The organism is Georgenia satyanarayanai, from assembly GCF_009193135.1.
Classification (GTDB): domain Bacteria; phylum Actinomycetota; class Actinomycetes; order Actinomycetales; family Actinomycetaceae; genus Oceanitalea; species Oceanitalea satyanarayanai.
Genome location: NZ_VUKC01000002.1, coordinates 195929 through 220169, shown reverse-complemented (window position 1 = coordinate 220169; position 24241 = coordinate 195929). Strand labels below are relative to the sequence as shown.

General features: G+C 73.9%; 24 protein-coding genes. 12 read left to right on the top strand and 12 right to left on the bottom strand.

Annotated features, from left to right (window positions below):
* Nucleotides 1-103 precede the first annotated feature (103 nt).
* Complete coding sequence (locus tag GD632_RS03615; RefSeq protein WP_152188810.1) at nucleotides 104-715, bottom strand: copper resistance CopC family protein; 612 nt, start codon at nucleotides 713-715, stop codon at nucleotides 104-106.
* Between the two features lie 225 nt (nucleotides 716-940).
* On the opposite strand from GD632_RS03615, the gene GD632_RS03610 reads away from it, so the two are divergent.
* The 3 genes from GD632_RS03610 to crcB are packed head-to-tail and all read left to right on the top strand — an operon-like array spanning nucleotide 941 to nucleotide 2153.
* On the top strand, nucleotides 941-1432 hold the full coding sequence (locus GD632_RS03610) for a FluC/FEX family fluoride channel (RefSeq protein WP_193311322.1): 492 nt from the start codon (nucleotides 941-943) through the stop codon (nucleotides 1430-1432).
* Complete coding sequence (locus tag GD632_RS03605; RefSeq protein ID WP_152188807.1) at nucleotides 1429-1776, top strand: DUF190 domain-containing protein; 348 nt, start codon at nucleotides 1429-1431, stop codon at nucleotides 1774-1776. Before GD632_RS03610 ends, GD632_RS03605 begins: the two co-directional genes overlap by 4 nt.
* A complete protein-coding gene (gene crcB, locus GD632_RS03600) occupies nucleotides 1773-2153 on the top strand; it encodes a fluoride efflux transporter CrcB (RefSeq protein ID WP_152188805.1) in 381 nt (126 codons plus the stop codon). The genes GD632_RS03605 and crcB overlap by 4 nt, the downstream gene beginning before the upstream one ends.
* A 52-nt stretch (nucleotides 2154-2205) precedes the next feature.
* On the opposite strand, the gene GD632_RS03595 is transcribed toward crcB, so the two are convergent.
* Genes GD632_RS03595 through GD632_RS03585 form a run of 3 tightly spaced genes read right to left on the bottom strand, consistent with a single transcriptional unit; the run spans nucleotide 2206 to nucleotide 7045 of the window.
* Nucleotides 2206-3609, bottom strand: a complete 1404-nt coding sequence (locus tag GD632_RS03595) for a DUF2079 domain-containing protein (RefSeq protein ID WP_226924504.1) — start codon at nucleotides 3607-3609, stop codon at nucleotides 2206-2208.
* A complete protein-coding gene (locus tag GD632_RS03590) occupies nucleotides 3606-6236 on the bottom strand; it encodes a lysylphosphatidylglycerol synthase transmembrane domain-containing protein (protein ID WP_152188803.1) in 2631 nt (876 codons plus the stop codon). The genes GD632_RS03595 and GD632_RS03590 overlap by 4 nt, the downstream gene beginning before the upstream one ends.
* Before the next feature lie 47 nt (nucleotides 6237-6283).
* A complete protein-coding gene (locus GD632_RS03585; protein ID WP_152188800.1) occupies nucleotides 6284-7045 on the bottom strand; it encodes a CPBP family intramembrane glutamic endopeptidase in 762 nt (253 codons plus the stop codon).
* A gap of 190 nt (nucleotides 7046-7235) precedes the next feature.
* Here GD632_RS03585 and GD632_RS03580 point away from each other — a divergent pair, with 190 nt between their 5' ends.
* From GD632_RS03580 to GD632_RS03570, 3 genes are read left to right on the top strand one after another with little or no spacing between them, the layout of a single operon-like run.
* Nucleotides 7236-8213: a methionine ABC transporter ATP-binding protein gene (locus GD632_RS03580; protein WP_152188798.1), complete on the top strand. Its 978-nt coding sequence runs from the start codon at nucleotides 7236-7238 to the stop codon at nucleotides 8211-8213.
* Nucleotides 8210-8887 (top strand): methionine ABC transporter permease, encoded by a 678-nt coding sequence (locus GD632_RS03575; protein WP_152188795.1) that lies wholly within the window; start codon nucleotides 8210-8212, stop codon nucleotides 8885-8887. The genes GD632_RS03580 and GD632_RS03575 overlap by 4 nt, the downstream gene beginning before the upstream one ends.
* Before the next feature lie 23 nt (nucleotides 8888-8910).
* Nucleotides 8911-9762, top strand: coding sequence for a MetQ/NlpA family ABC transporter substrate-binding protein (locus GD632_RS03570; RefSeq protein WP_152188793.1), 852 nt, complete (start codon nucleotides 8911-8913; stop codon nucleotides 9760-9762).
* 75 nt (nucleotides 9763-9837) lie between these two features.
* On the opposite strand, the gene GD632_RS03565 is transcribed toward GD632_RS03570, so the two are convergent.
* The 6 genes from GD632_RS03565 to GD632_RS03540 form a co-directional block, all read right to left on the bottom strand.
* Nucleotides 9838-12132 (bottom strand): heavy metal translocating P-type ATPase, encoded by a 2295-nt coding sequence (locus GD632_RS03565; RefSeq protein WP_152189308.1) that lies wholly within the window; start codon nucleotides 12130-12132, stop codon nucleotides 9838-9840.
* Between the two features lie 66 nt (nucleotides 12133-12198).
* The gene (locus GD632_RS03560) at nucleotides 12199-12453 is read right to left on the bottom strand and encodes a heavy-metal-associated domain-containing protein (RefSeq protein ID WP_152188791.1); all 255 of its coding nucleotides are present in this window, start codon (nucleotides 12451-12453) and stop codon (nucleotides 12199-12201) included.
* 24 nt (nucleotides 12454-12477) lie between these two features.
* Nucleotides 12478-12759 carry a metal-sensitive transcriptional regulator gene (locus GD632_RS03555; protein WP_152188789.1) on the bottom strand — a complete coding sequence of 94 codons (282 nt, stop codon included), beginning with the start codon at nucleotides 12757-12759 and terminating at the stop codon, nucleotides 12478-12480.
* A 66-nt stretch (nucleotides 12760-12825) separates the two neighbouring features.
* Complete coding sequence (locus tag GD632_RS03550; RefSeq protein WP_226924503.1) at nucleotides 12826-13452, bottom strand: vitamin K epoxide reductase family protein; 627 nt, start codon at nucleotides 13450-13452, stop codon at nucleotides 12826-12828.
* Nucleotides 13453-13597: 145 nt separating this feature from the next.
* Complete coding sequence (gene purB / locus GD632_RS03545; protein ID WP_152188787.1) at nucleotides 13598-15097, bottom strand: adenylosuccinate lyase; 1500 nt, start codon at nucleotides 15095-15097, stop codon at nucleotides 13598-13600.
* 66 nt (nucleotides 15098-15163) lie between these two features.
* Nucleotides 15164-15664, bottom strand: a complete 501-nt coding sequence (locus GD632_RS03540; RefSeq protein WP_152188784.1) for a low molecular weight protein-tyrosine-phosphatase — start codon at nucleotides 15662-15664, stop codon at nucleotides 15164-15166.
* A gap of 152 nt (nucleotides 15665-15816) precedes the next feature.
* On the opposite strand from GD632_RS03540, the gene GD632_RS03535 reads away from it, so the two are divergent.
* Entirely contained in the window at nucleotides 15817-16095 is a 279-nt protein-coding gene (locus GD632_RS03535) for a hypothetical protein (protein WP_152188782.1), read from the top strand.
* Entirely contained in the window at nucleotides 16092-17615 is a 1524-nt protein-coding gene (locus GD632_RS03530) for a hypothetical protein (RefSeq protein ID WP_152188780.1), read from the top strand. Before GD632_RS03535 ends, GD632_RS03530 begins: the two co-directional genes overlap by 4 nt.
* Before the next feature lies 1 nt (nucleotide 17616).
* Here the strand turns inward: GD632_RS03530 and GD632_RS03525 are convergent, their stop codons facing one another.
* Nucleotides 17617-17991 (bottom strand): phage holin family protein, encoded by a 375-nt coding sequence (locus tag GD632_RS03525; protein ID WP_152188777.1) that lies wholly within the window; start codon nucleotides 17989-17991, stop codon nucleotides 17617-17619.
* 51 nt (nucleotides 17992-18042) lie between these two features.
* Between GD632_RS03525 and hisC the strand changes: the two genes are divergently transcribed.
* From hisC to GD632_RS03505, 4 genes are all read left to right on the top strand, one after another.
* The gene (gene hisC / locus GD632_RS03520; RefSeq protein WP_152188775.1) at nucleotides 18043-19131 is read left to right on the top strand and encodes a histidinol-phosphate transaminase; all 1089 of its coding nucleotides are present in this window, start codon (nucleotides 18043-18045) and stop codon (nucleotides 19129-19131) included.
* Nucleotides 19132-19426: 295 nt separating this feature from the next.
* Nucleotides 19427-20572 carry a pyruvate dehydrogenase (acetyl-transferring) E1 component subunit alpha gene (pdhA, locus tag GD632_RS03515; protein ID WP_152188773.1) on the top strand — a complete coding sequence of 382 codons (1146 nt, stop codon included), beginning with the start codon at nucleotides 19427-19429 and terminating at the stop codon, nucleotides 20570-20572.
* Complete coding sequence (locus tag GD632_RS03510) at nucleotides 20569-21585, top strand: alpha-ketoacid dehydrogenase subunit beta (protein WP_152188771.1); 1017 nt, start codon at nucleotides 20569-20571, stop codon at nucleotides 21583-21585. Before pdhA ends, GD632_RS03510 begins: the two co-directional genes overlap by 4 nt.
* Before the next feature lie 8 nt (nucleotides 21586-21593).
* On the top strand, nucleotides 21594-22988 hold the full coding sequence (locus GD632_RS03505) for a dihydrolipoamide acetyltransferase family protein (RefSeq protein ID WP_152188769.1): 1395 nt from the start codon (nucleotides 21594-21596) through the stop codon (nucleotides 22986-22988).
* 17 nt (nucleotides 22989-23005) lie between these two features.
* On the opposite strand, the gene GD632_RS03500 is transcribed toward GD632_RS03505, so the two are convergent.
* Nucleotides 23006-24193, bottom strand: a complete 1188-nt coding sequence (locus GD632_RS03500; RefSeq protein WP_152188767.1) for a PP2C family protein-serine/threonine phosphatase — start codon at nucleotides 24191-24193, stop codon at nucleotides 23006-23008.
* Between the last annotated feature and the right edge of the window lie 48 nt (nucleotides 24194-24241).

The window sequence follows — 24241 nt, the reverse complement described above, 5'->3', positions numbered from 1 at the left end:
GGCTGCGGACGGCGTCCGGACGGCCGCCGATCCGCGCCGTTCCGCGGATCTCCCGCGCTGCACAGCTCCGCGACAGGCGTGGCGGAACGTCGCGAGAGGTTGCTCACAGACGGTCGGTGCGCTGCCGCTTGACGATGAGGACGATGAGCGCGGCGACCGCGCCGAGCGCCGCGACGGCGATGGCCACCTTGGCGGCCGTGGGCAGCCCGGACACGTCACCGACCGTCTCCGCCGGCTCGCTCGTCACCGTCTCGCTCGTGGGCTCGGTGGGCTCGGTGGGCTCGGTGGTGGCGGGCTCGGTGGTGGCGGGCTCGGTCGGCTCGGCGGGTGCGGTGACCTCGAAGGGGATGACGCCGTCGATCGGGTGGCCGTCGCTGGAGGCCACGCGCCAGCGCACCTCGAGCGGCCCGGCCGGCAGCGCGGTGTCGAGGGCGAGGACGACGTCGGTCCCCTCGACCGTGCCCTCACCCTCGACGACGGTCGTGCCGTCCGCGTCGACGACGGTGATCGCCGAGCCCACCTCGAGCGGCGGGTTGTTGAAGCTCAGCGTGATCGACTCCGGCGGCGCCTCGAGCACCGCCCCCTCGGCGGGGTCGGAGGCGACGAGCATGTCGTGGGCCTGGGCCGCCGTCCCGAGCCCGATCGTCCCGAGGAGGACGAGCAGGACGAGGGCGGTGGAGCGGGCGCGACGGCGAGCGGCAACGATCGTGGTCATGGGCCCATGCTAGGCAGATGCCCGGCGGCGGGGCGCCACCGCCCGTACCGGGGGCGGTCGAGCCGCCGCGCCGGGGTCCAGGCGAGGTCGCCCGACGCGTGGGGGGCGCGGTTGGCGGGCAGGCCCGGCGGTACTAGGCTGCCGGGATCCGGCGGTGGGGCTCGCCGGCCCCAACCGCGGTCCTCCGCCAACGGTCCCTGCAGCACCCAGATCGGAGGACCACCGATGCCCCGGCCCAGAGAGCGGCTCGCCGCCGACAGCGGCGTTGCAGAGGCCACCGCCGGCCGCCGGCGTCGGCCAAAGGCCGGGCTGGACGTGCCGCTGGTCATCGCCGCGGGGGGCGCGCTCGGTGCGGTCGCCCGCTACGGCATCGCCCTGTGGGTCCCGCACGTCCCCGGTGCGTTCCCGTGGGCGACGATCGCCGCCAACGTCAGCGGGTGCCTGGTGATCGGCGTCCTCATGGTTCTCCTCACCGAGCTCGGCGGCCGTCCCCACCGGCTCGTCCGCCCCTTCCTCGGGGTGGGGGTCCTCGGTGGCTTCACCACCTTCTCCACCTACACGGTGGACATCCACCAGATGCTCCAGGCCGGCGCGCCCCACACCGCGCTGGTGTACCTGTTCGCCACCCTGGCCGCGGCCCTCGTCGCGGTCGAGGTCGGCATGGCGACGACCCGCTTGGCCGTCCGCAGCGCCGCGAGGAAGGGGAGTGACCGATGAGAGAGGGAAGCAGGGTCCTGCGCCTGACGGTGCTGGTCGGCGAGACCGACCAGTGGCACCACCGGCCCGTCTACACCGAGATCGTCCGCCGCGCCCGCGACGCCGGCCTGGCCGGCGCGTCGGTCTTCCGCGGGCTGGAGGGCTTCGGCCGGTTCCACACGATCCACACCAGCCGCCTGCTCAGCCTCAGTGAGGACCTCCCGCTCAGCATCGTCATCATCGACGAGGCGGACAAGATCCGCGCGTTCCTGCCCGAGCTCGACGGGATCGTCAGCGAAGGAGTAGCCGTCGTCGACGAGGTCGAGGTCGTGCGCCACTTCGGGGACTCCCCGGAGCCGGCATGACGGTCGTCCTGGTCGCGCTCGGTGCCGCCGTCGGGGCACCGCTGCGCTACTACACCGACCGGGCGGTCCAGACCCGCCACGACTCCGTCTTCCCCTGGGGCACTCTCACCGTCAACGTCATCGGCTCGCTGCTCTTCGGGGTGCTGGTCGGTGCAGCGGCGGTCGAAGGACTGCCCCCCGCCGTCGTCACCGGCGCCGGGGTGGGGTTCTGTGGCGCGCTGACGACCTACAGCACCTTCGGGTACGAGACCGTGCGCCTGGCGGAGAGCGGCTCACGCCTCTACGCCCTGGGCAACGTCCTCCTCAGCCTCGCCGCCGGTCTGGGTGCCGCCTGGGCCGGGCTCGGTCTCGCCACTGCCATCTGGTCGGCCGCGTGACCGACGTGGCCCTCGGTGCCGACACGACCGGCTGCGGCCGACAGGGTCCCGGTCAGCCGACGCGGCGCGCCACCTGGTAGCCCTCGCGGTCCAGGACGAGCTCGTAGTCGGTCCCCGGGTGCTTCTCCTCGGCGTACCGCGCGGCGTCCTGCGGCGGGTTGTCACCCCACGCCCCGCCCTCCCGGTCGATGACGTAGTAGTCCGCGACCGGGTTGTCAGGCGTGCCCGACCACAGCGCCGTCGTCGTCGGCACGAGACGCGCGAGGAGGGAGATGTCGCTGGCGACGACGGCGCCCTCCGGCACCGTGTCGACGGCCTCCCGGGCGGCCTCCGTGCGCGGTGCGGCCTGCCACGTCGCGGGGTCGGTGAGGCGCACGACGGGCAGGTCCGGGGCGGTGAGGACGACGGCGAGACCCGCGGCGCCGAGCGCGAGGCCGGTCCGCAGCGGCCGGCGCCGGTCCGGCTCCACGGGGCGCGGTCCGAGCGCGTCGAGCAGGGCGGCGGTGGCGAGCGGCATGAGGACGGCGTCGTAGTGCCAGACCCACGTCCAGTAGAACGACACCTCGCCGAGGAAGCGCCACGCCAGGGTGGGGACGGCGGCGAGGAGGATCGGGGAGCGGACGCCGACCACGCCCGCCGCGAGGACGAGCAGGAGCACCGTCACGACCTTCTCCCCGGGTCCCAGGACGCCGGCGAGCGCGGCGAGCGGGTCGCCGAGGACGTCGCCGACCGTGAGCCTGTCGGTGTAGTCGTACCGGCCGCGCGGGTTGAGCGCGGGCAGGATGACGGCCGTCGCGAGGACGAACCACGCCAGGCCCCAGCCGGCCAGTGCGAGGCCCGCCCGGCGCGCGCCCCGCCACCAGATGACGAGCCCGAGGACGGCGACGAGCAGGCCCAGGTCCTCCTTGACGAGGACGAGCGGCGCAAGCCACAGGACGCTCGCCCGCCACCGTCTCTCGAGCAGCGCGCACAGCCCGAGAGCGAGGAGCGGCAGCGCGAAGGCGATCTCGTGGAACTGGCTGCGGACCGCGCCCTGGATGCCGTGGGACAGGACGTAGGCGGCGCCGACCGCGACACCTGGCCACCGCCCGAGCCGGCGCACGGCCAGCGCCGTCAACGGCCACGCGGACACCGCGACGAGCAGCGCCTGGACCACGAGCAGGCTCAGTCCCGACGGGGCGACGGCGTACACCGGCCCGAGGAGCACGAGGAGCGGGTGGAAGTGGTCGCCGAGGAGGTTGAAGCCGTCGCCCTTGATGGGCACGATCGGCGCGTCGAGGCTCGCGTACGCCTTGGCGAGCTGGGTGAAGATCGCCAGGTCCCACGAGGGGGCCTCCAGCCGGCGCCACTGGAGGACCGCGACGAGCACGTAGAGCACAGCGGCGGCCCCCGCCACCACCCACGCCTCCGGCTGCCGCAGCCGTGCCCGTCGGCTGGTGGCGACCGTCGCCGTCACACCGCTCCCTTGCGCTGGAGGTGGCGCAGCGCCACCCACCCGAGGGGCACCCGGACCCAGAAGGTGAGCACCCGGAAGACGAGCGCCACGGAGAAGGCGACGCCGGCGGGGATGCCGGCGACGGTGAGCCCACCGGTGAGGGCCGCCTCGACGGGGCCGATGCCGCCGGGGGAGGGGACGGCCGCCCCGACGGTGTTGGAGGTGAGGTAGGTGATCGACAGCGTCGTCAGCGGCAGGGTGTAGCCGAAGGCGGCGAGCGCGCAGCCGAAGGCCGCGACGTAGCCGAGCGTCATGATGACGTTGCCGCTCAGCCCGACGAGCAGTCGGCGCGGGCTGCCGATCACCCACAGCACCCGGGGCCACACCTGGCGCAGGGTCGGCCCGAGCCTCGTCCACAGCCACGTCCGCGCCGGCGGCACGACGAGGACGACGACGATGATGAGGACGGCGGTGATCGCCACCCCGTTGACGGCTCCCGAGGGCACCGACAGCGTGCCGGCGCTGCCGGTGAGCAGCGCCATCGTCACGAGGAGCAGCACGGTGGTGACGAACTGGGACACCTGGACGAGCGCGACGGTCGCGACGGCCAGCGGGGTGGCGACGCGCTGGCGGTTGAGGAACCGGAGGTTGAGGGCCGCGGGCCCCACCCCCGCGGGCGCGACGAGCGAGACGACGCCGGCTGCGACCTGGACGAGCGTGGTGCGCCACAGCCCGAGCTTCTCCGGTGCGAAGGCCACCAGGCCCATGGCGCTGCCGAGGAAGGTGACGACCCCGAAGACGAGGGTGGCGAGCAGCCACCACGGGTTGGCGTTCCGGGTGGCGTCGACGACCTGCTCGAAGTTCAGCGTGCCGAGCAGCAGCCACACGGCGACGACGGCGATCGTCACCATGACGACGGTGCGCATGCTGAACCGCGCCAGGCGCATCGGCTCGACGTCGGCCGCCGGGTTCTGGTCGACGAGGCGGTCCCGCAGCGAGTTGAGCAGCTCGCGGGGCCGCTCCGCCGCCGCGCGCGTGTGCGCGGTGAGGACGACGGGCTGGAGGAGCGGCGCCACGGACGCGAGCTCCTCGGTGTCGAGGGAGCGCGCGGCGCTGGCCAGCGCCCGGTCCTCACCGACGTGCGCCGCGGTGGCTGCGAGGAGCTGGGCGAGGTCGAGGCGGCGGGAGAGCTCGGAGGAGGCGATCTCCCCGTCCTCCCAGTCGAGGAGGAGGACCGTGCCGTCGGTCGTGACGAGGACGGCGTCGGTACTGAGGTCGAGGTGGGCGATGCCCGCGGCGTGGGCCGTGCAGAGCTGGCGCCACACCTCGTCGAGGAGCTCGTCGCTCACCTCCTCGGCAGGGATGCTGCTGAGCCGGCGTGCGCCGGGCAGGTGGGCGCTCACCATGAGCACCGAGTCGCGGGACTCGGCCATCCCGGCGAGCGGTGCGGTGTGGACGCCGGCGCGCTCGGTCGCGTAGGCGAGGAGCGCCGCGCGGTCGGCGGCGTCCCGCAGCGTCGTCGCGCGGCGCCGGTGCAGGCCGCGCACGCGCAGCCGCGCCCACAGGGAGGCGAGGTAGCCGACGACCTGGCGGTCGCCGTCGAGCACGGTGACGTACCAGCGCCGGCCCGCCTCGTCCCACACCGAGTACACGCGGTGGGCGCCGACGGGGTCGAGGATGACGCCGTCGGGGCTGGCGGAGGCGCTGACGACGGCGCGCGGGTCGGTGAGCACGTCGGGGACGATCGAGTCGACCGGGCGCCCGGAGGCGCCGGGCCAGCTGGGGACGGTGGCGGGGTCCAACGGCTCCCCGGGCCGCTCGGTGTAGCCGATCGGCGAGCTGGTCGCCACGGTCCACGCCTGGACGTCCTGGCCAGCGCTGTCCAGGCGCACGACGCGGGCCGGGTCGAGGCCGGCGCGCCGCAGCCCCTGGACCAGCGCGATGCCCTCGGCGCGCTCGTTGTAGACGCCGACGGCGTAGCGCCCCGCCAGGCCGATCGCACGGCCGATGAGGACGGTGACGACGGCGCCGGGCAGGGTGAGCGCGCCGCGGATGACGGTGAGCACGAGGACGATCCACAGGAGGTTCCACGACCAGCGCACGGTAGGTCGGTGGGCGCGGGTGCCGACGGTCGTCAGGAGGGCGGCGAGCGCCGCGACGAGGGGGTTCATCGCGATGACCGCGTCGCCCTCGGAGGTGATCGTCAGGCCCACGGACAGCGCGGTGGGCCCGTAGGTGTCGAGGAGCAGGACTGCGGCGGTCGTCAGTCCCCAGGCGACGACGGCGGCCGCGATGGCCTCGGCGACCGCCCGCCACCGGCGGCGCACGAGCTGCATGACGATGACGAACAGCGGCAGGAAGAAGGTGACGACCCCCTCGAGGACCGTCACGGGCAGGAGGAGGATCTCGCGCAGGACCAGCGCGGCCGCGGACTGGACGTCCTCGGTGACGCCGATGGCCGTCGCGTGGGCGTACACCGCGAGGAGCAGGACGACGCCGATGCCGAGCACGGACAGGACGAGCTCGAGGAGGTCACGGGGCCGGTGCACCCGCGCCTGCGGGACGTCGACGAGCAGCACCTTGCGGCGGGGCGACTGCCGGGTGGGGGTCTCGGCCACGGGTGCGCGCTCACCGGGCCGATCCGTCATGCGCCCGAGTGTAGGCGGTGCCCCGGGGTCGCTCCCCGGAGCCGCGCTCAGGTGAGCCCGAGGCCGGCGAGGAGCTCGGTCGGCAGGAGGGCGTAGCCGACGAACGCGACGACGTCCAGGAAGGTGTGGGCGACGACGAGCGGCATGGTGCGCCGTCGTCGCCGGTAGTACTCCGCGAAGACGACGCCCATCGCGACGTTCGCGAGCCCGGGACCGATGCCCTGGTAGAGGTGGTAGGCACCGCGCAGGAGCGCGCTCGCGGCGACGACGGACGGGGCGCGCCAGCCGAGCTGCTCGAGCCGTTCGACGAGGTACCCGGCGGCGACGACCTCCTCGAGCAGGGCGTTCTTCAGCGCTGCGAGGACGAGCACGGGCACCGCCCACCACGTGGCGTCCAGGGTCGCGGCCTGGACCTCGACCGTGACACCGAGCGCCCGACCGAGCGCGTACAGGCCCAGGCCGGGGATCCCGATGAGGGCGGCGAGACCGGCGCCGACGGCGAGGTCACGGCCCGGGCGGCTGAGGGTGAGACCGATGCGGGTGGTGGCGCGGCGGCCCGGCTCGCTGAGCAGGAGGAGGGCCAGGCCCACCGGCACGAGCGCGAAGCCGAGGCTGAGCAGCTGGTAGGTGAGGTCGAGGTAGGGCCGCGGGGAGCGGGAGGGGTTGAGCGCGGTGGCCTGGTCCCGCAGCGGCGTCTCGGCGGTGAGCCGGGCGAGGAGGTTGACGACGGCGTAGACGGCCGACTGGCCCAGCGACAGGCCCAGCACGATCCACACCTCCGCGCGCAGCCGGCGGGGCGTGGTCTCCATGGGCCGGTTATAGCAGCCGGCGCTGCCGCACCCCCCGCGCGGCGTCTCACGATGCGGACGGCGGACCGCCCGTCCCGGGCGCGGGAACCTACGATGGGCGAACCATCCAGAGCAGCCGAGAGACCTGGCTCGTCGACGCTGCAGCAACCCGCTCCAACGGGTGCTCCCGCCAGGACCGATGGAGGATCCCGTGATCAGTCTGACCGGCCTGCGCAAGGTCTACCCCGGCCGGGGTGGGCAGCAGGTCGTCGCGCTCGACGGGATCGACCTCGAGGTGCCGCGCGGCGCCGTCCACGGGATCGTCGGTGAGTCCGGCGCCGGGAAGTCCACGCTCATCCGCTGCCTCACCGCCCTCGAGCGGCCGACGTCCGGGACGGTCGCCATCGACGGGGTCGCGCTGAGCGGCCTCGGCGAGCGCGCGCTGCGCCGCCAGCGCCGGCGCATCGGCATGGTCTTCCAGCACGTCAACCTGCTCGAGGCGCGCACGACGGCGCAGAACGTCGCCTACCCGCTGCGGGTGGCCGGCGTCCCCCGCGCGGAGCGGGACCGGCGGGTGCGCGAGCTGCTCGAGCTCGTCGGCCTCACCGGCCGCGCCGACGCCTACCCCGCCCAGCTCTCCGGCGGGCAGAAGCAGCGCGTGGGGATCGCCCGGGCGCTCGCCGCCGACCCGGCCGTCCTCCTGTGCGACGAGCCGACCTCGGCCCTCGACTCCGACACCACCCGCCAGATCCTCGGTCTCATCAGGGACGTGCGGGACCGGCTCGGCATCACCGTCCTCATCATCACCCACGAGATGTCGGTGGTCCGGGAGGTGTGCGACTCGGTGACGCTCCTCGACCGCGGGCGCGTCGCGCAGAGCGGGAGCATCGCGGAGGTCGCGGGGGAGCACGGCTCCCGCCTCGCCCGTGCCCTCGTCTCCCTGCCGCCGGAGCCGCCGACCACCGGCCGGGTCACCCTCGAGGTGTCCTTCGCCGGTGAGGTGCCGGTCGGCCGGGTGCTCGCCGCCGTCGCCGCCCTCGAGGACGTCGACGTCTCCTCCGCCACCATCGAGACGCTCGCCGGCAGCCGCGTCGGTCGCTTGCGCGTCGTCGTCCCCGCGGGACTCGCGGGCGACGCCGCGGCCCGGTTGCGCGCCGTCGGGGTCCACGTCGAGGAGGTCGCGGCATGAGCTGGCTCCAGGACGCGCTGTCCAACCGGGTCATCACCGAGCAGCTGCCGGAGGCCACGCTCGAGACCCTCTCCATGAGCGGGCTGTCCTCGCTGCTCACCGTGCTCCTCGGGCTGCCGCTCGGCCTGGCGCTCGTCGCGACGGCGCCCGGGGGCCTGCGTCCCAGCCGCGTGGTCAACGCGGCGCTCGCCGTCGTCGTCAACGTCGGGCGCTCGTTCCCCTTCATCATCCTCATGATCGCGATCCTCCCGCTGACCCGGCTGCTTACCGGGACCACCTTCGGGTGGCAGTCCGCGGTCGTCCCGCTGACCCTCGGTGCCATCCCGTTCTTCGCGCGGCTCGTCGAGACGGCCGTGCGGGACGTGAGCGCCGGGAAGGTCGAGGCCGCGCAGATGGTCGGCGCCTCCCGGCTCGCGATCGTCGGCGGGGTGCTCGTCCGCGAGGCGCTGCCCGCGATCGTCGGCGGGATCACCGTCACCGTCATCACGCTCATCGGCTACTCCGCGATGGCCGGTGCGCTCGGCGCCGGCGGCCTCGGCGCCCTCGCCATCAACCACGGCTACAACCGCTTCCAGACCGACGTCATGGTCGTGACCGTCGTCGTCATCATCGTCCTCGTCCAGCTCGTCCAGATGCTCGGAGACCGGGTCTCCCGACTCGTCGACCACCGCTGAGCGTCCCCCCGAAAGGAACCCCCATGACCACCACCCGCACCGCCACGCGGATCGCCGTCCTCGCCGGCGTCGCCGCCCTCACCCTCGCCGCCTGCGGCGACGCCGCCGACGACGCCACGGAGGGCACGAGCCCGGCCGCCGACGGCGAGGCGGCGACGATCGTCGTCGGCGCCAGCCCCACGCCGCACGCCGAGATCCTCGAGTTCGTCCAGGACAACCTCGCCGAGGACGCCGGCTTCACCCTCGAGATCGTCGAGTACACCGACTACGTCCAGCCCAACGTCCAGCTGGCCGAGGGCGAGCTCGACGCGAACTTCTTCCAGCACCTGCCCTACTTCGAGGCCGAGGTCGCGGAGAAGGGCTACGACTTCGCCCACTTCGAGGGTGTCCACATCGAGCCCTACGGCGTCTACTCCGACTCCCTCACCTCCCTCGACGAGCTGCCCGACGGCGCCCAGGTCGGCGTGCCGAACGACCCGGCCAACCAGGCCCGCGCCCTGGAGCTGCTCGCCGCCGAGGGTGTCTTCACCCTCGCCGAGGACGTCGAGGACCCGACGATCTTCGACGTCGCGGACAACCCGAAGAACATCGAGCTCGCCGAGCTCGAGGCCGCCCAGCTCGTCCGCAGCCTCCAGGACTTCGACGCCGCCGTCATCAACGGCAACTACGCCCTCGAGGCGGACCTCAACCCGGCCGAGGACGCCATCGTCCTCGAGTCCGGCGAGGACAACCCCTACGCCAACCTCCTCGCCGTGCGCTCCGAGGACGCCGAGAGCGAGGCGATCCTCGCCCTGGACGAGGCGCTGCACTCCCAGGAGGTCCGCGACTTCATCACCGAGCGCTGGCCCGCCGGCGAGATCATCCCCGCCTTCTGAGGCGCACCGCATACGCCGACAGCCGGATTCCTCGACGAGGAATCCGGCTGTCGGCGCTACTCGGCGGGTGGGGTGTCAGCCGGCGCGGCGCAGGCGCAGGGAGTTGCCCACGACGATGACCGAGCTGGCGGCCATCGCGGCACCGGCGATCATCGGGTTGAGCAGCCCGAGAGCCGCCAGGGGGATCGCGGCGACGTTGTAGGCGAAGGCCCAGAAGAGGTTCTGCTTGATGACCCGCAGGGTGGCGCGGGAGACCGCGATCGAGGTCGGCGCGGCGCGCAGGTCCCCGGTGACGAGCGTGATGTCGCTGGCCTCGATCGCGACGTCCGTGCCGGTGCCCATGGCCAGGCCCAGACCCTGCTGCCCGGCCTGCGCGAGGGCCGCGGCGTCGTTCACGCCGTCCCCGACCATCGCGACGACCCGGCCCTCACGCTGGAGGCGGGCGACGACGTCGAGCTTGTCCTCCGGCAGCACCTGCGCGATCACGTCCCCGGCCGGGATCCCGACCTCGCCGGCGACGGCCTCGGCGGTGGCCCGGTTGTCACCGGTGAGGAGCATCGGCCGCACCCCGAGCTCCCGCAGCCGCGCGACGGCCGCGCCCGAGGTGGCCTTGACGGTGTCGCGGACGGCGAGGACGCCGTGGGCGGTGCCGTCCCATGCGACGACGACGGCGGTCGCGCCGGTCCGCTCGGCGTCCCGGTGGTCGCGGGCCACGCCGTCGGGAACGGTGACGCCCTGCTCGGCGAGCCAGGCGGGCCGGCCGACGAGGACCTCGTGGCCGCCGACCGTGCCGCTGACCCCGCGGCCGGCGTGGGCCGTGAAGCCGGTGGCCTCGGGCAGGTCGCCGAGCTCGGCGCGGGCACCGGCCGCGACGGCCTGGGCGATGGGGTGCTCGCTGGCCGCCTCGACCGCTCCGGCGAGCCGCAGGACCTGGCCGCGGTCCGCGGCGCTGACGTCGGCCAGCTCCATGCGGCCCTCGGTCACCGTGCCGGTCTTGTCGAGCACCATGGTGTCGATGCGGCGGGTGGACTCGAGGATCTCCGGGCCCTTGATGACGATCCCGAGCTGCGCGGCGCGGCCGGAGCCGACGAGCAGGGCCGTCGGGGTCGCCAGTCCGAGCGCGCACGGGCAGGCGATGATGAGGACCGCGACGGCGGCGGTGAAGGCCGCCTGGAGGTTGGCCCCCGACAGCATCCACACCGCGAAGGTGCCGACCGCGATGACGAAGACCACCGGGACGAAGACGGCCGAGATGCGGTCCGCGAGCCGCTGGACGGGGGCCTTGCCGGTCTGGGCCCGGGTGACCAGCCGGCCGATCTGGGCCAGGGTCGTCTCCTCGCCCACGCGGGTGGCCCGGACGACCAGGCGCCCGGAGGCGTTGACGGTCGCGCCGGTCACGGTGTCCCCGGGGCCGACGTCCACCGGGACGGGCTCCCCGGTGAGCATCGAGGCGTCCACCGCCGAGCTGCCCTCGACGACGACGCCGTCGGTGGCGACCTTCTCCCCGGGGCGGACGACGAAGAGGTCCCCGGCGGCGAGATGCTCGACGGGCACGCGTTCCTCGGTGCGCCGCCCGGTGCCGTCCACGGACAGGCGCGCGACGTCCTTGGCGCCGAGGGCGAGCAGGGAGCGCAGCGCGTCACCGGCCCGGCGGCGTGAGCGCGACTCGGCGTAGCGTCCCGCGAGGAGGAAGGTCGTGACGACGGCGGCGACCTCGAAGTAGAGCTCGGGCATCCCGACCTCGCCCAGCGCGCCCTGGGCGGGGAACAGGTGCGGGGTCATCCGCATCCCGATCTCCCCGGCGCCGCCGAGGAGCAGCGCCCACAGCGACCACAGCGTGGCGGCGATGACCCCGACGGAGACGAGGGTGTCCATCGTCGAGGCGCCGTGCCGGGCGGCCTTGGCCGCCGAGCGGTGGAAGGGCCACGCGGCCCAGGTGACCACCGGCAGCGACAGGAGCGCGACGACCCACTGCCACCCCGCGAACTGGAGGGGCGGGACCATGGACAGCGCGACGACCGGCACGGTGAGGACGGCCGAGACCCGCAGCCGCCGGCGCAGGTCGGCCTGGCGCCGCTCGGCCGGGGAGGAGGTGTCCTCCCCGGCGCCGTGGCTGTGCCCGGCGAGCGCGTGCTCACCGTCGTCGTCGTGCTCGCCGCCGTGGTGGTCGGCGTCGTCGTCGGCGGTGCGACGGCGGGTGACGGTGGCCGCGTACCCGGCCCGCTCGACGGCGCCGAGCAGGTCGCCGTCGGGCACCCGCTCGTCGAGGGTGAGGTGCGCACTCTCCGTGGCGAGGTTGACGGTGGCGCTGACCCCGGGGACCGCGTTGAGCTTCTTCTCGACGCGCGCGACGCACGAGGCGCAGGTCATCCCCTCGACGGCGAGGTCGATCTCAGCGAACGGTGTGCCGGTGGTGGGGGATGACACGGTGGCCTCCTAGTTGTCGACGTGGACGGCGGTGACGGCGTAGCCGGCCTCGTCGACCGCGGCACGCAGGGCGCCCTCGTCGAGGACGGCGTCGGAGACGACGGTGACCTCGGAGGTGCCGCCGTTGCGGAGGATGACGCTGACCTTGGAGACGTCCTTGACGTCCTCGAGCTCGCGCGTCACGGCGGACACGCAGTGCCCACAGGTCATGCCCTCGACCTCGAGGACGGTGGTGCGGTCGACGGGCGACGGGTCGGTGCTCATGGGTTCTCCTGGGGTGGGTGGGAGCTAGGAACGGACGAGCCGCGCGATGGCCTCGCTGGCCTCGCGGACCTTCTCGGCGCCCTCCTCGTGGGAGGAGCGGGCGGCGTCGACGACGCAGTGGCCGAGGTGGTCCTCGACCAGGCCGATGCCGACCGCCTGGAGCGCCTTGGTGACGGCGGAGATCTGGGTGAGGACGTCGATGCAGTAGGTGTCCTCGTCGACCATGCGGGCGATCCCGCGGACCTGGCCCTCGATGCGCCGCAGGCGCCGGGCGTAGTCCTCTTTCGTTCCGCTGTAGCCGGCCATGTGTGCTCCCTTCCGTCGTCGTCAACGGTATACCCCCTAGGGGTATTCCCGCTACGGCGGAGGAGTCTACGGGAGCAGGTCCGCGCCGTACTTGAGGATGATGGCGACGACGACGGCGCCCACCCAGGCCAGGACGACGGCCCCGTCCCAGCCCGCGCGGATGAGGGCCAGTGCACGCTCGTGGGCGCGCGGGGTGAGGAAGAGGTTGTTCTCGCGCAGGTTGTAGTGCAGGAGCGTGGCGAAGACGAGGGTCGTGGAGAGCGTGACGAGCAGGCACCACGGGCACAGGGCGCCGATGTGGAACATCGACTGGTAGAAGAGCCAGTACGCGAAGATCACGCCGAGCGCGTAGACGACCTGCGCGGCGAACATGAACCAGCGTGGGAAGCGGACCCCGCCGAGACCCGCGACGGCGATCGTGATGACGACCGGCTCGGCGACGAGGCCGAGGAAGGCGTTGGGGAAGCCGAAGAGGCTCGCCTGGGAGGAGACGCCCACCGCGCCGCAGGACAGCGCGGAGCTGATGTTGCAGGTCAGCTGGGCGTTCGGGTCGGCCGCGAGGGCGACGGCGTCGATGGACAGCACGAAGGAGGCCGTCAGGCTGAGGCAGGCCGACAGGAGCATGGTGCCGAAGATCCAGCCGTCGGTGTGCCGGATCTGGCGCAGGCTCGGCCGCGTCTCGGTGAGGTTCACCCGCTCATCGTCGGGCGCGAACCGGACAAGTCCCACGGACCAAGGTCCCCGGGTCGCCCCGCCCCCCGCCCGCCGACAGCCGACTTACCGCCGACAGCCGACTTACCGCCGACAGCCGACTTACCGACGCCGGCGGGGCGCTCGCTCAGCCGAGGTCGTCGAGGTGCGCGACGAGAGAGGCCGCGAGGCCCGTGTACGTCGCCGGCGTGAGGGCGAGGAGCCGCTGCTCGACGTCCGCGGGCAGCCCGAGTCCGGCGATGAGGCCACGCATGCCCTCGGCGTCGACGCGGCGCCCGCGGGTGAGCTCCTTGAGCCGCTCGTAGGGGTCGGCCATGCCCTCGGCGCCCGCGACGGACGCCGCCCGCATGGCGGACTGGACGGCTTCGCCCAGCACCTCCCACGAGTCGTCGAGGTCGCGCTCCATGGCGGCGGCGTCGACGTCGAGCCCGGCCAGGCCGCGGCGGACGTTGTCGACCGCGAGCAACGAGTGCCCGAGCGCGACGCCGATGTTGCGCTGCGTCGTCGAGTCGGTGAGGTCGCGCTGGAGCCGGGAGGTGACGAGCGTGGCGCCGAGGGTGTCGAGGAGCGCGGAGGAGATCTCGAGGTTCGCCTCGGCGTTCTCGAAGCGGATGGGGTTGACCTTGTGCGGCATCGTCGAGGAGCCGGTCGAGCCCTGAGCGGCGAGGCGCTGGCGGAAGTAGCCGAGGGAGATGTAGGTCCACACGTCCGTGCACAGGTTGTGCAGCACCCGGTTGAAGCGGGCGATGTCGGCGTAGAGCTCGGCCTGCCAGTCGTGCGGCTCGATCTGCGTCGTCAGCGGGTTCCACGTGAGCCCCAGGCCCTCGACGAAGGAGCGCGAGACGGCCTGCCAGTCGGTCTGCGGCACCGAGACGGCGTGCGCGCCGTAGGTCCCCGTCGCGCCGTTGATCTTGCCCATGAACTCGGCCGCGGAGACCCGCCGCAGCTGACGGCGCAGGCGGGCGGTGAGCACCGCCACCTCCTTGCCCAGCGTCGTCGGGGTGGCCGTCTGGCCGTGGGTACGCGAGAGCATGGGGACCTCGGCCGTCTCACGGGCGAGGTCGGCGAGGTCACCGACGAGCGCGATGGCGGCGGGCAGCCACACCTGGCGGACGGCGTCGCGGATGGTCACCGCGTAGGAGAGGTTGTTGACGTCCTCGCTCGTGCAGAAGATGTGGACGATCTCGCCGACCGCGGGCAGGGGGCTGTCCGGACCGACGGCCTCGGCGGCGGAGGCGAGGCGCTTCTTGAGGAAGTACTCCACGGCCTTGACGTCGTGCCGGGTCTCGCGCTCGATCTCCGCGAGCTCGGCGATCTCCTCCGCCCCGAACGAGTCGACGACCCCGCGCAGGTAGGCGACGTCCGCGTCGCTCAGCTGCGGCGCCCCCGGCAGCGCACCGGAGGTGGTGAGGTGGACGAGCCAGGACACCTCGACGTCGAGTCGCGCCCGGTTGAGGGCCGACTCGGAGAGGTGGTCGACGAGCGGGGCGACGACGCCCCGGTAGCGGCCGTCGAGCGGGCCGAGCGCGATGGGCGGCTCGAGGTCCGCGAGGGACACGCGGTGTCGGCCCGGAGCGGCTCCGGCCGACAGGCTGGCGGACGACGTGGTGCTGGGCTGCTCGCTCATGGTCCTCAGTCTCCCAGAGCCCGGGCGCCGGGAGCCGCCTCGTCCACGCGGCGTCCCGGCCGGCGGTCAGCGGGTGGCGGCCAGACGCTCACTGAGGTGGGCGACGACGCCCTCGCAGGCGGGCAGAACCTCGTCGTAGGTGGTGACGAAGTCGCCGTCCTCCCCGAAGTAGGGGTCGTCCACCTCAAGCTCACCGGCGGCGACGGCGCTCGCGTCGAAGCTGCGCAGCAGCCGGACCTTCTCGGCGTCCTCGGGGGTGGGGGCGAGGGTGCGCAGGGCCCGCTCGTGCCCCCGGTCGAGCGCGAGCACGAGGTCGACGTCGGCGAAGCTCTCCCGGACGAACTGCTGGGCGCGGTGGCTCTCGCCGTCGAGCCCGTACTGCTTGAGCGTGCTGAGGGCACGTGGGTCGGCCGGCCCGCCGATGTGCCAGTCACCCGTCCCCGCCGACACGACACGCACCTCGTCGGCCAGGCCCTCCCGCTCGAGGAGGTCGCGGAGGATGACCTCGCCCATGGGGGAGCGGCAGATGTTCCCGGTGCACACGAAGGACACGGTGAAGGTGGACATCACCGCATTCTCACCCGGTCCCCGGGCGAAAGCCACCGCGTGCGCCACAGCCCCCCGCCGGGGCCGGTGCGTCCCCAGCGCACGACGGCGGCCCGTCCTGTCGTCACCGGCCGGCCCTAGCTTCGGGGCAGGACGACCGCAGGAGGGGCGAGATGAGCACGAGCAGCTGCACCCCCGTCGTCGTGGACGGGTGGGGCGGGGCCGGGGACGGGTGCGCGAGCGTCATGAGCGCCGCGGGCGTCCTCGCCGCCATCGAGGACACGCTGCGCGGGGCCTACCCCGAGCGGTGGCACTCGCCCGCCGCGGACGAGTTCGCCGCCCGCCTCGGGGACCTGCTCCACCACGCCCACCGGCTGGAGGAGCTCCTCGCGACGGCGCAGGACAGGGCCGCCGCCCTCTCCGCGGCCGTCGCCGAGGCGTGGGACCTGTGACCGCTCGGCTGCACAGCCACGACGCCGACGGCGCAGTGGCAGACACCCGGCACCGCACCTCCGTCCACGTGCGCGGCGGGGTCGGGGCCACGCGCGTGGACGTCGAGGAGCTCCGGGCCATCGACGCGCTCCTCGACGCGGTGCGCGGGGACGTCGGCCATCTGGAGAGCGCGCTCACCGCCGCCCGGCGCGAGCTCGCCCTGGACGCCTCTTGGTCCCCGGCGCTCGCCGCCGCCGCCGAGTCCGCCGTCGCCGAGGCGCTCGACGGCGGGTGGGGCGTGCGCCGCCTCGACGAGGAGGTCCTCGAGCTCCTCCTGTCCCTGCGCTACGCGCGGCTCCTGTACGAGGAGGCCGAGCTCGCGTCCCGGGCCGCCGCGCCGCGTCCCTCGTGGACGGGGTTCCTGCGTCTGCTCCTCTCACCGCAGCACGCCGTCCTCTCCGTCGCGGACCGGCTCACGCTCGTGGGCCGGCTGCCGGGCTTCGAGCCCACGAACGTGGTCGGTCAGGCCCTCGACGCGCTCGGCGAGATCGTCAACCTCGTCCACGGCGACGACGACCTCCCGCCGGACGGGATCGCGCTGGACGTCGCGGTCCGCGAGCTGGGGGCGCACGGGCAGAACGTCGTCCCGTGGTTCCTGCGCCCCGGGCCGTTCACCTACGACGGCCGGGAGATCGACCCCGCCGCCCTCACCGGGGCCCAGCGGCTCGTCGTCCCGGTCGTCGCCGCCTTCCACGCCCTCACCGGCCGCCGTCCGGGCACCGCCGACCTCACGCTCACGGTCTCCCGCTCCCGGGAGGTGGAGCCGGCCGCCGACCTTCCGGGTGTCGTCGACAGCCTCCGCGCCGTCCACCAGGACCACGGCGCCGCCCCGGGGACGCTCGAGGTGCGGCGCGTGGACCATGCCGACGGCACGCGCTCGTGGACCCTGCTGCTGCCGAGCACCCAGGCGATGGTCCCCGGCGGGAGCAACCCCGTGGACAACCTCACGAACGCCGAGACCTACGGCGGTCTGGTGAGCGACGTCGAGATCGGGGCCGTGGAGGCGCTGCGGCTGGCGGGCGTGCGGCCCGGCGAGGCGGTCGCCGTCATCGGCTTCAGCCAGGGCGGGCTCACCGGCATGCGGCTGGCGAGCGACCCGCTCGTGCGGCAGCGCTTCACCATCACGACCGTCGTCACCGCGGGCTCACCGGTGGGCCACCTGCCGACGCCGGCAGGCACCGAGGTGCTCCACCTCGAGCACCTGGAGGACCCGTTCGTCGGGCTCGACGGCACCTCCAACCCCGCCGAGGAGGCGCGCACGACCGTCAGCCGCTCGCTCGCCACCGGAACCACGGGGAAGACACGCCTGGAGGTGCCGCCGGCGGACTCGCACTCGATCACCGAGTACACCCGCACGGCGCGGCTGGCGCTGGAGGCCGACGAGCGGTCGGTCACGCACCTCGCGGAGCGGCTCGCGGCCGTCACGGGCGGGCCCGGCGACCGCGTGACGGCCACCCGCTTCACCCTGGAGAGGGGATGAGTCAGTCCTTGCCGGGCAGGAGCGCGTTGAGGATGCCACTGACGATCGAGATGACGAGCGCCGCCAGCAGCGCCCACCAGAAGCCGTCGACGAACAGGCCCCAGTCGGTGAAGCTCGTCAGCCAGCTCGTGAGCAGGAGCATGAGGGCGTTGACGACCAGGGCGAACAGGCCGAGGGTGAGGATGGTCAGCGGCAGGGCGAGGACGTGGGCCACCGGCTTGACCACGAGGTTGACCAGGGTGAAGACGAGGCCGACGGCGCCCACGACGAGCACCTGGTCCCACCCCTCGGCCTCGGTGAGGGACACCCCGTCGAGGAGGAGGGAGGTGAGCCAGATGGCGACGGAGCTGACGACGAGCCGCACGAGAAAACGCATGCGGCGATGGTGTCACGCCGGGCGCCTCCGCGGGAGTGCGATCATGGCGCCATGGCTCCAGCGTTCCGCTTCCGCGCGGACATCGACTCCCTGCCGGCCTACGTCCCCGGCCAGCGCCCGCCAGCGGGACGGTCCGCGTACAAGCTCTCGTCCAACGAGAACCCCTTCCCGCCGTCCGCGGCGGTCCTCAGCGCCGTCATCGACGCGGCCGCCGACCTCAACCGCTACCCGGACCTGGGGGCCACCGCGCTCACCGCCGCCATCGCCGAGCACGTCGGGGTCGACGCCGAGCGGGTCGTCGTCGGTAACGGGTCGGTCGCCGTCCTCGAGACGGTGCTCCAGGCCGCGTGCCGTCCCGGTGACGAGGTCGTCCACGCGTGGCGGTCCTTCGAGGCCTACCCGATCGCCGTCCAGGTCGCCGGCGCGCGCAGCGTCCCGGTGCCGCTGCGCGAGGACGGCAGCCACGACCTCCAGGCCATGGCCGATGCCATCACCGACCGCACCCGGGTCGTGCTCGTGTGCACCCCCAACAACCCCACCGGCACCGTCGTCCACGAGGAGGAGATGCGGGCCTTCCTCGCCCGGGTGCCGCGCGAGGTGCTCGTCGTCGTCGACGAGGCCTACGTCGAGTACGTCCGCGACGGCGAGGCCGTGGACGGGTTGGCGCTCGCGGCCGAGCTCAAGAACGTCCTCGTCCTGCGCACCTTCTCCAAGGCCTACGGCCTGGCGGGGCTGAGGGTCGGCTACGCCGTCGCCCGGCCGCGTCTCGCCCGCGGCCTGCGGACCGCCTCCACCCCCTTCGGGGTCAACGCCCTCGCCCAGGCCGCCGCCCTCGCCGCCCTGCGAGAGGCCGACGCCGTGGCCGAGCGCTGCGACCGCGTGGTCGCCGAGCGCAGCCGTGTCCTGACCGCGCTGCGTGAGATGGGCTGGAGCGTCCCCGAGTCCCACGGGAACTTCTACTGGCTCCCCATCGGCCGTCACACCGCCGCCTTCGCCCGCGAGGCGGCCGGCGCCGGCGCGATGGTGCGTGCCTTCGACGGCGAGGGCGTGCGGGTGAGCGTCGGGGAGATCGAGGGCAACGACGTCGTCCTGAGCCTCGCGCGGGAGTGGCTCGACCTCCTCGGCACCCGCGCCTCGTAGATCTGCCCGGCTCTCGGTCTCGGTGCAGTCGGCGGTATCTCGGCTGTCGGCGAGAAGTCGGCTGTCGGCGAGAAGTCGGCTGTCGGCGGTAACTCGGCTGTCGGCGAGAAGTCGGCTGTCGGCGCGGGTGGGGCTGTGGCTTCCGGCAACGGGTGGCCGGTGCCGCACAAGTGCCGGCGGCCGGTTCTGTAGAGCCCCTACAAGCCTAAGTTACGGTTCCGTAGCCTACGCTGGCGTAGGTTCGGGGCCGACCCCCGGCGCAGAGGAGGCAGGACCGATGGAGGTGGTCACCACCATGGACACACTGACACCGCGACCTGAGGCGAGCAGCCCGGCAGATCCCGACACGCTCGTCCAGCTTCTCGACCCGGAGGGTCGACGCCTCGACCACAGCCGTTACGACCGGTGGGTCGCTGACCTGGGCCCCGCCGAGCTGCGCGGGCTCTACCGCGACATGGTGCTGGCGCGCCGCTTCGACGCCGAGGCCACCGCGCTCCAGCGCCAGGGCGAGCTCAGCCTGTGGCCCCCGAGCCTCGGCCAGGAGGCGGCCCAGGTGGGCTCGGGCCGCGCCATGCGCCTCCAGGACTTCGCCTTCCCCTCCTACCGCGAGCACGCCGTCGCCCACACCCGCGGCATGGACATGCGCGAGCTGCTGCGGGTCTTCCGCGGTGTGGAGCACGGCGGCTGGGACCCCGCGGCCCACAACTTCCACCTCTACACCTTCGTCATCGGCTCCCACACGCTCCACGCCACCGGCTACGCCATGGGCGCCCAGCGCGACGGTGACGTCGGCACCGGTGACGCCGAGCGCGACCGCGCCGTCGTCGTCTACTTTGGGGACGGCGCCACCTCCCAGGGTGACGTCCACGAGGCCATGGTCTTCGCGGCGGTGACCAAGGCACCGGTCGTCTTCGTGTGCCAGAACAACCAGTGGGCGATCTCGGTGCCCGCCAGCGGCCAGACCACCGTGCCGCTCGCCCGCCGGGGCGCCGGCGTCGGCATCCCCTCCGTGCGCGTGGACGGCAACGACGTCCTCGCGAGCTACGCCGTCACCGCCGAGGCGCTAGAGCGCGCCCGCTCCGGCGGCGGCCCCACCCTCATCGAGGCCTACACCTACCGGATGGGCGCCCACACGACCGCCGACGACCCCACGCGCTACCGCACGAGCGCGGAGGAGGACTACTGGCGCGAGCGCGACCCGATCGCGCGCCTGCGCGCCCACCTCACCGCGCAGGGGCAGGCCGACGACGACTTCCTCACCGAGGTCGCGGCCGCGGCGGACGCTCTCGGCGAGTCGACCCGTGAGTACTGCCGGGCGCTCACCCCCGCCGGCCCGGAGACCATGTTCGACCACGTCTACGGCGTCGCCCACGCGCAGGTCGAGACCGAGCGCGCGTGGTTCAGCGACTACCAGCAGTCCTTCGCGGAGGAGGCCCGGTGACGGCGACGGCGACCGCCGGGCCCCTCCCGCTCGCCAAGGCCGTCAACGCCGGGCTGCGCGCGGCCATGCGCCGCGACTCGACGGTCCTCCTCATGGGCGAGGACATCGGTGCCCTCGGTGGGGTCTTCCGGGTGACTGACGGGCTGCAGGCCGAGTTCGGCCCCCAGCGCGTCGTCGACACGCCGCTGGCGGAGTCCGGGATCGTCGGTACCGCGATCGGCCTGGCGATGGCCGGCTACCGGCCCGTGTGCGAGATCCAGTTCGACGGCTTCATCTTCCCCGGCTTCGACCAGATCACCACCCAGCTGGCCAAGCTCCGCTACCGCTCCGGGGGCCGGGTCGAGGTGCCCGTCGTCATCCGGGTGCCCTACGGCGGTGGGATCGGGTCGATCGAGCACCACAGCGAGTCCCCCGAGGCGCTCTTCGCCCACACCCCCGGGCTGCGGGTCGTCACGCCCGCCACCAGCTCCGACGCCTTCGCGATGATCCAGCAGGCCATCGCCTCCCCGGACCCCGTCCTCTTCTTCGAGCCCAAGGCCCGGTACTGGGACAAGGAGGACGTCGACGTCGAGGCGCCCGTCGACCTCAGCGCGACCGGCGTGACGACCGGCCTCCACGGCGCCCGCGTCGTCCGCCCCGGCCGCGACGCCACGCTCGTCGGCTACGGCCCCACCGTCAAGACGCTGCTGCGCGCCGCCGAGGTGGCCGCCGGCGACGGGCAGGAGCTCGAGGTCGTCGACCTGCGTTCCCTGTCCCCGCTCGACGTCACCACCGTCGCCGACTCGGTGCGCCGCACCGGCCGCCTCGTCGTCGCCCACGAGGCGACGACCTTCCTCGGCCCCGGCGCCGAGCTCGCCGCCCGCATCACTGAGGAGTGCTTCTACAGCCTCCAGGCCCCGGTGCTGCGCGTCGGCGGCTTCCACACGCCCTACCCGGCCTCGGCGCACGAGGAGGAGTTCCTCCCCGGGCTCGACCGCGTGCTCGACGCCGTCGACCGCGCCCTGGCGTTCTAGGAGGACCGGTGCCGAAGTACCAGCAGTTCAAGCTGCCCGACGTCGGTGAGGGCCTCACCGAGGCCGACGTCGCGGAGTGGCGCGTCGCCGTCGGCGACACCGTCGACGTCAACCAGGTGATCGTCGAGATCGAGACCGCCAAGTCCCTCGTCGAGCTGCCCGTCCCGTGGGCGGGCGTCGTCACCGAGCTCCTCGCCCGGGAGGGCGAGACGGTCGCGGTGGGCACCCCGATCGTCGTCGTCGACGTCGACCCGGGCGGGCCGGCGGCCGACGACGGCGCCCCCGCCGCGGCGTCGACCAGCGGTAACGTCCTCGTCGGCTCCGGGACGAAGGAGGGCTCCACCGCCCGCCGTCGGCGTCGGACCGTTCCCGCGGGTGGCGCACCGGCCGCCCAGGACCCCTCGGCCGCCCCGGGCGTCCCGGAGGTCCCGGCCGCACCCGCGGCACCTCCAGCGCGCGCCGAGGGCACACCGCCCGCGAACCGCCCGGAGGTCTCACCCGTCGTGCTGGCCAAGCCGCCGGTGCGCAAGCTCGCCAAGGACCTCGGCGTCGACCTCAGCGCCGTCGCCGCGACCGGGCCCGGCGGGATCGTCACCCGCGAGGACCTGCTCGCCCACGCCAAGCGCTCGGAGGCCGAGGAGCTGGCCACCTACCCGGGCGACGACAAGCCGTGGCTCGCCGACGGCGTCGTCTCCGCCAACGGGCGCCAGACCCGCGTGCCGGTGCGCTCGGTCCGCCGGCGCACCGCCGAGGCGATGGTGAGCTCCGCCTTCACCGCACCGCACGTCACGGTGTTCCACACGGTCGACGTCACCCGCTCGATGAAGCTCGTCGCGCGGCTCAAGGAGGACCGCGCCTTCAGCGACGTGCGCGTCACCCCGCTCCTCCTCGCGGCCAAGGCGCTGCTCCTCGCGGTCCGCCGCCACCCGGAGATCAACGCCTCCTGGGACGACGAGGCGCAGGAGATCGTCTACAAGCACTACATCAACCTCGGCATCGCGGCCGCCACGCCCCGGGGACTGGTCGTGCCCAACGTCAAGGACGCCCACCGGCTCGACCTGCACGAGCTGGCCACCGCGATCGCCGAGCTCACCGCGACGGCTCGCGCCGGCCGGACCACCCCGCGCGACATGACCGACGGCACCGTGACGATCACGAACGTCGGCGTCTTCGGGATCGACACGGGCACCCCGATCCTCAACCCGGGGGAGTCGGCGATCCTCGCCTTCGGCGCGATCCGGCAGCAGCCGTGGGTCCACAAGGGCAAGGTCAAGCCGCGGTGGGTCACCCAGCTCGCGCTGTCCTTCGACCACCGGCTCGTCGACGGCGAGCTCGGGGCCCGGGTGCTGGCCGACGTCGCCCGGGTGCTCGAGAACCCCGACATGGGCCTCGTCTGGTCCTGAGGGCCCGCGCGTGAGCGCTAGGCGGGGAGCAGCTCTGCGCCGCCGCCCGGCGCCCACTGGAGCTTGAGGAGGGTGGCGTCGTCCTGGAGACGGCCGCGCTGGTGGTCCAGGACGTCCCGGAGCACCAGGCGCAGCGTCTCCGGCGGTGGCGTGGCGACGGAGTCGTGCTGCTCGATGAGCTCGATGAGCCGCTGGAGGCCGAAGAACACCCCGGCGTGGTCGCGGGCCTCGGTGATGCCGTCGGTGTAGAGGACCACCTGGTCGCCGGGGCGCAGCTGGGCGCGTCCGACCGTGGCCTCCTGCCCGCCGAGCCCGAACAGGGGACGGCCGGAGTGGTCGAGGACCTCCAGCACCTTGCCGTCGCGAAGCAGCAGCGGGTGGGGGTGGCCGGCGTTGAGGTAGTGGAGGACCCCGGTGGTGGTGTCCAACCGGGCGAGCACGCCGGTGGCGTACCCCGCCGAGTCGGTCTGCTCCGCGAGGACCCGGTCGATCTCGTCGGCGCAGTCACCGAGGTCCGCGCCGCGTCGTCGCTGGTTGCGGTAGGTGGCGAGGACCACCGAGGTGAGCAGCCCGGAGGTGAGGTCGTGACCGGCGCCGTCGAAGAGGGCGAGGTCGACGCGCGTGCCGTGGACCGCGTAGTCGAAGGCATCCCCGGCCACGCGCTCGCTGGGCTCGAGGAGCCCGGTGATGACGACGTCGTCCGAGGCGTAGGTGAGCGGCGGCAGCAGGTTCCACAGCAGCTCGGCCGCGACGGTGCGGGCCGTCCCGCCGCGGGTCCGGGTGATGGTGTCGCCGTAGGGGGTCATGACAGCCACGAGGTGCCCGATGAGCAGGGACGCCCAGCGCAGCGTGGCGGCGTGGTCGGCCGGCCGCCGCCCGCCGGGCTGCCGGACGGCGGTGAGCGTCCCGAGCCGCTCCACGCCGTCGAGCAGCGGCACCCAGGAGGTGTCACCGTCGTGGACCGTCCGCATGGTGCGGAAGGCTTGCCCGGCAGGGGTGTCGAGACCGAGCTCCTCCCGCCCGCCGGTGAACGGGACCAGCCGCCGCTGGTCGAAGGTCACGAGGTGTGCGCTGAGGTCCCAGCCGAGCAGCCGCCCCGCGTCCGCGACGACGGCGGCGAGCTGGTCGGGCGTGGCGCGGTGCGACCCGTCCAGGAGCGTGGTCAGGAAGGCCAGCGCTGCCTGGTCCGGGTCGTCGTGGTTCACGCCCGCAGCCTACGCGGCTCCGGCGCTGGGGGACGGAGCCGCCCACAG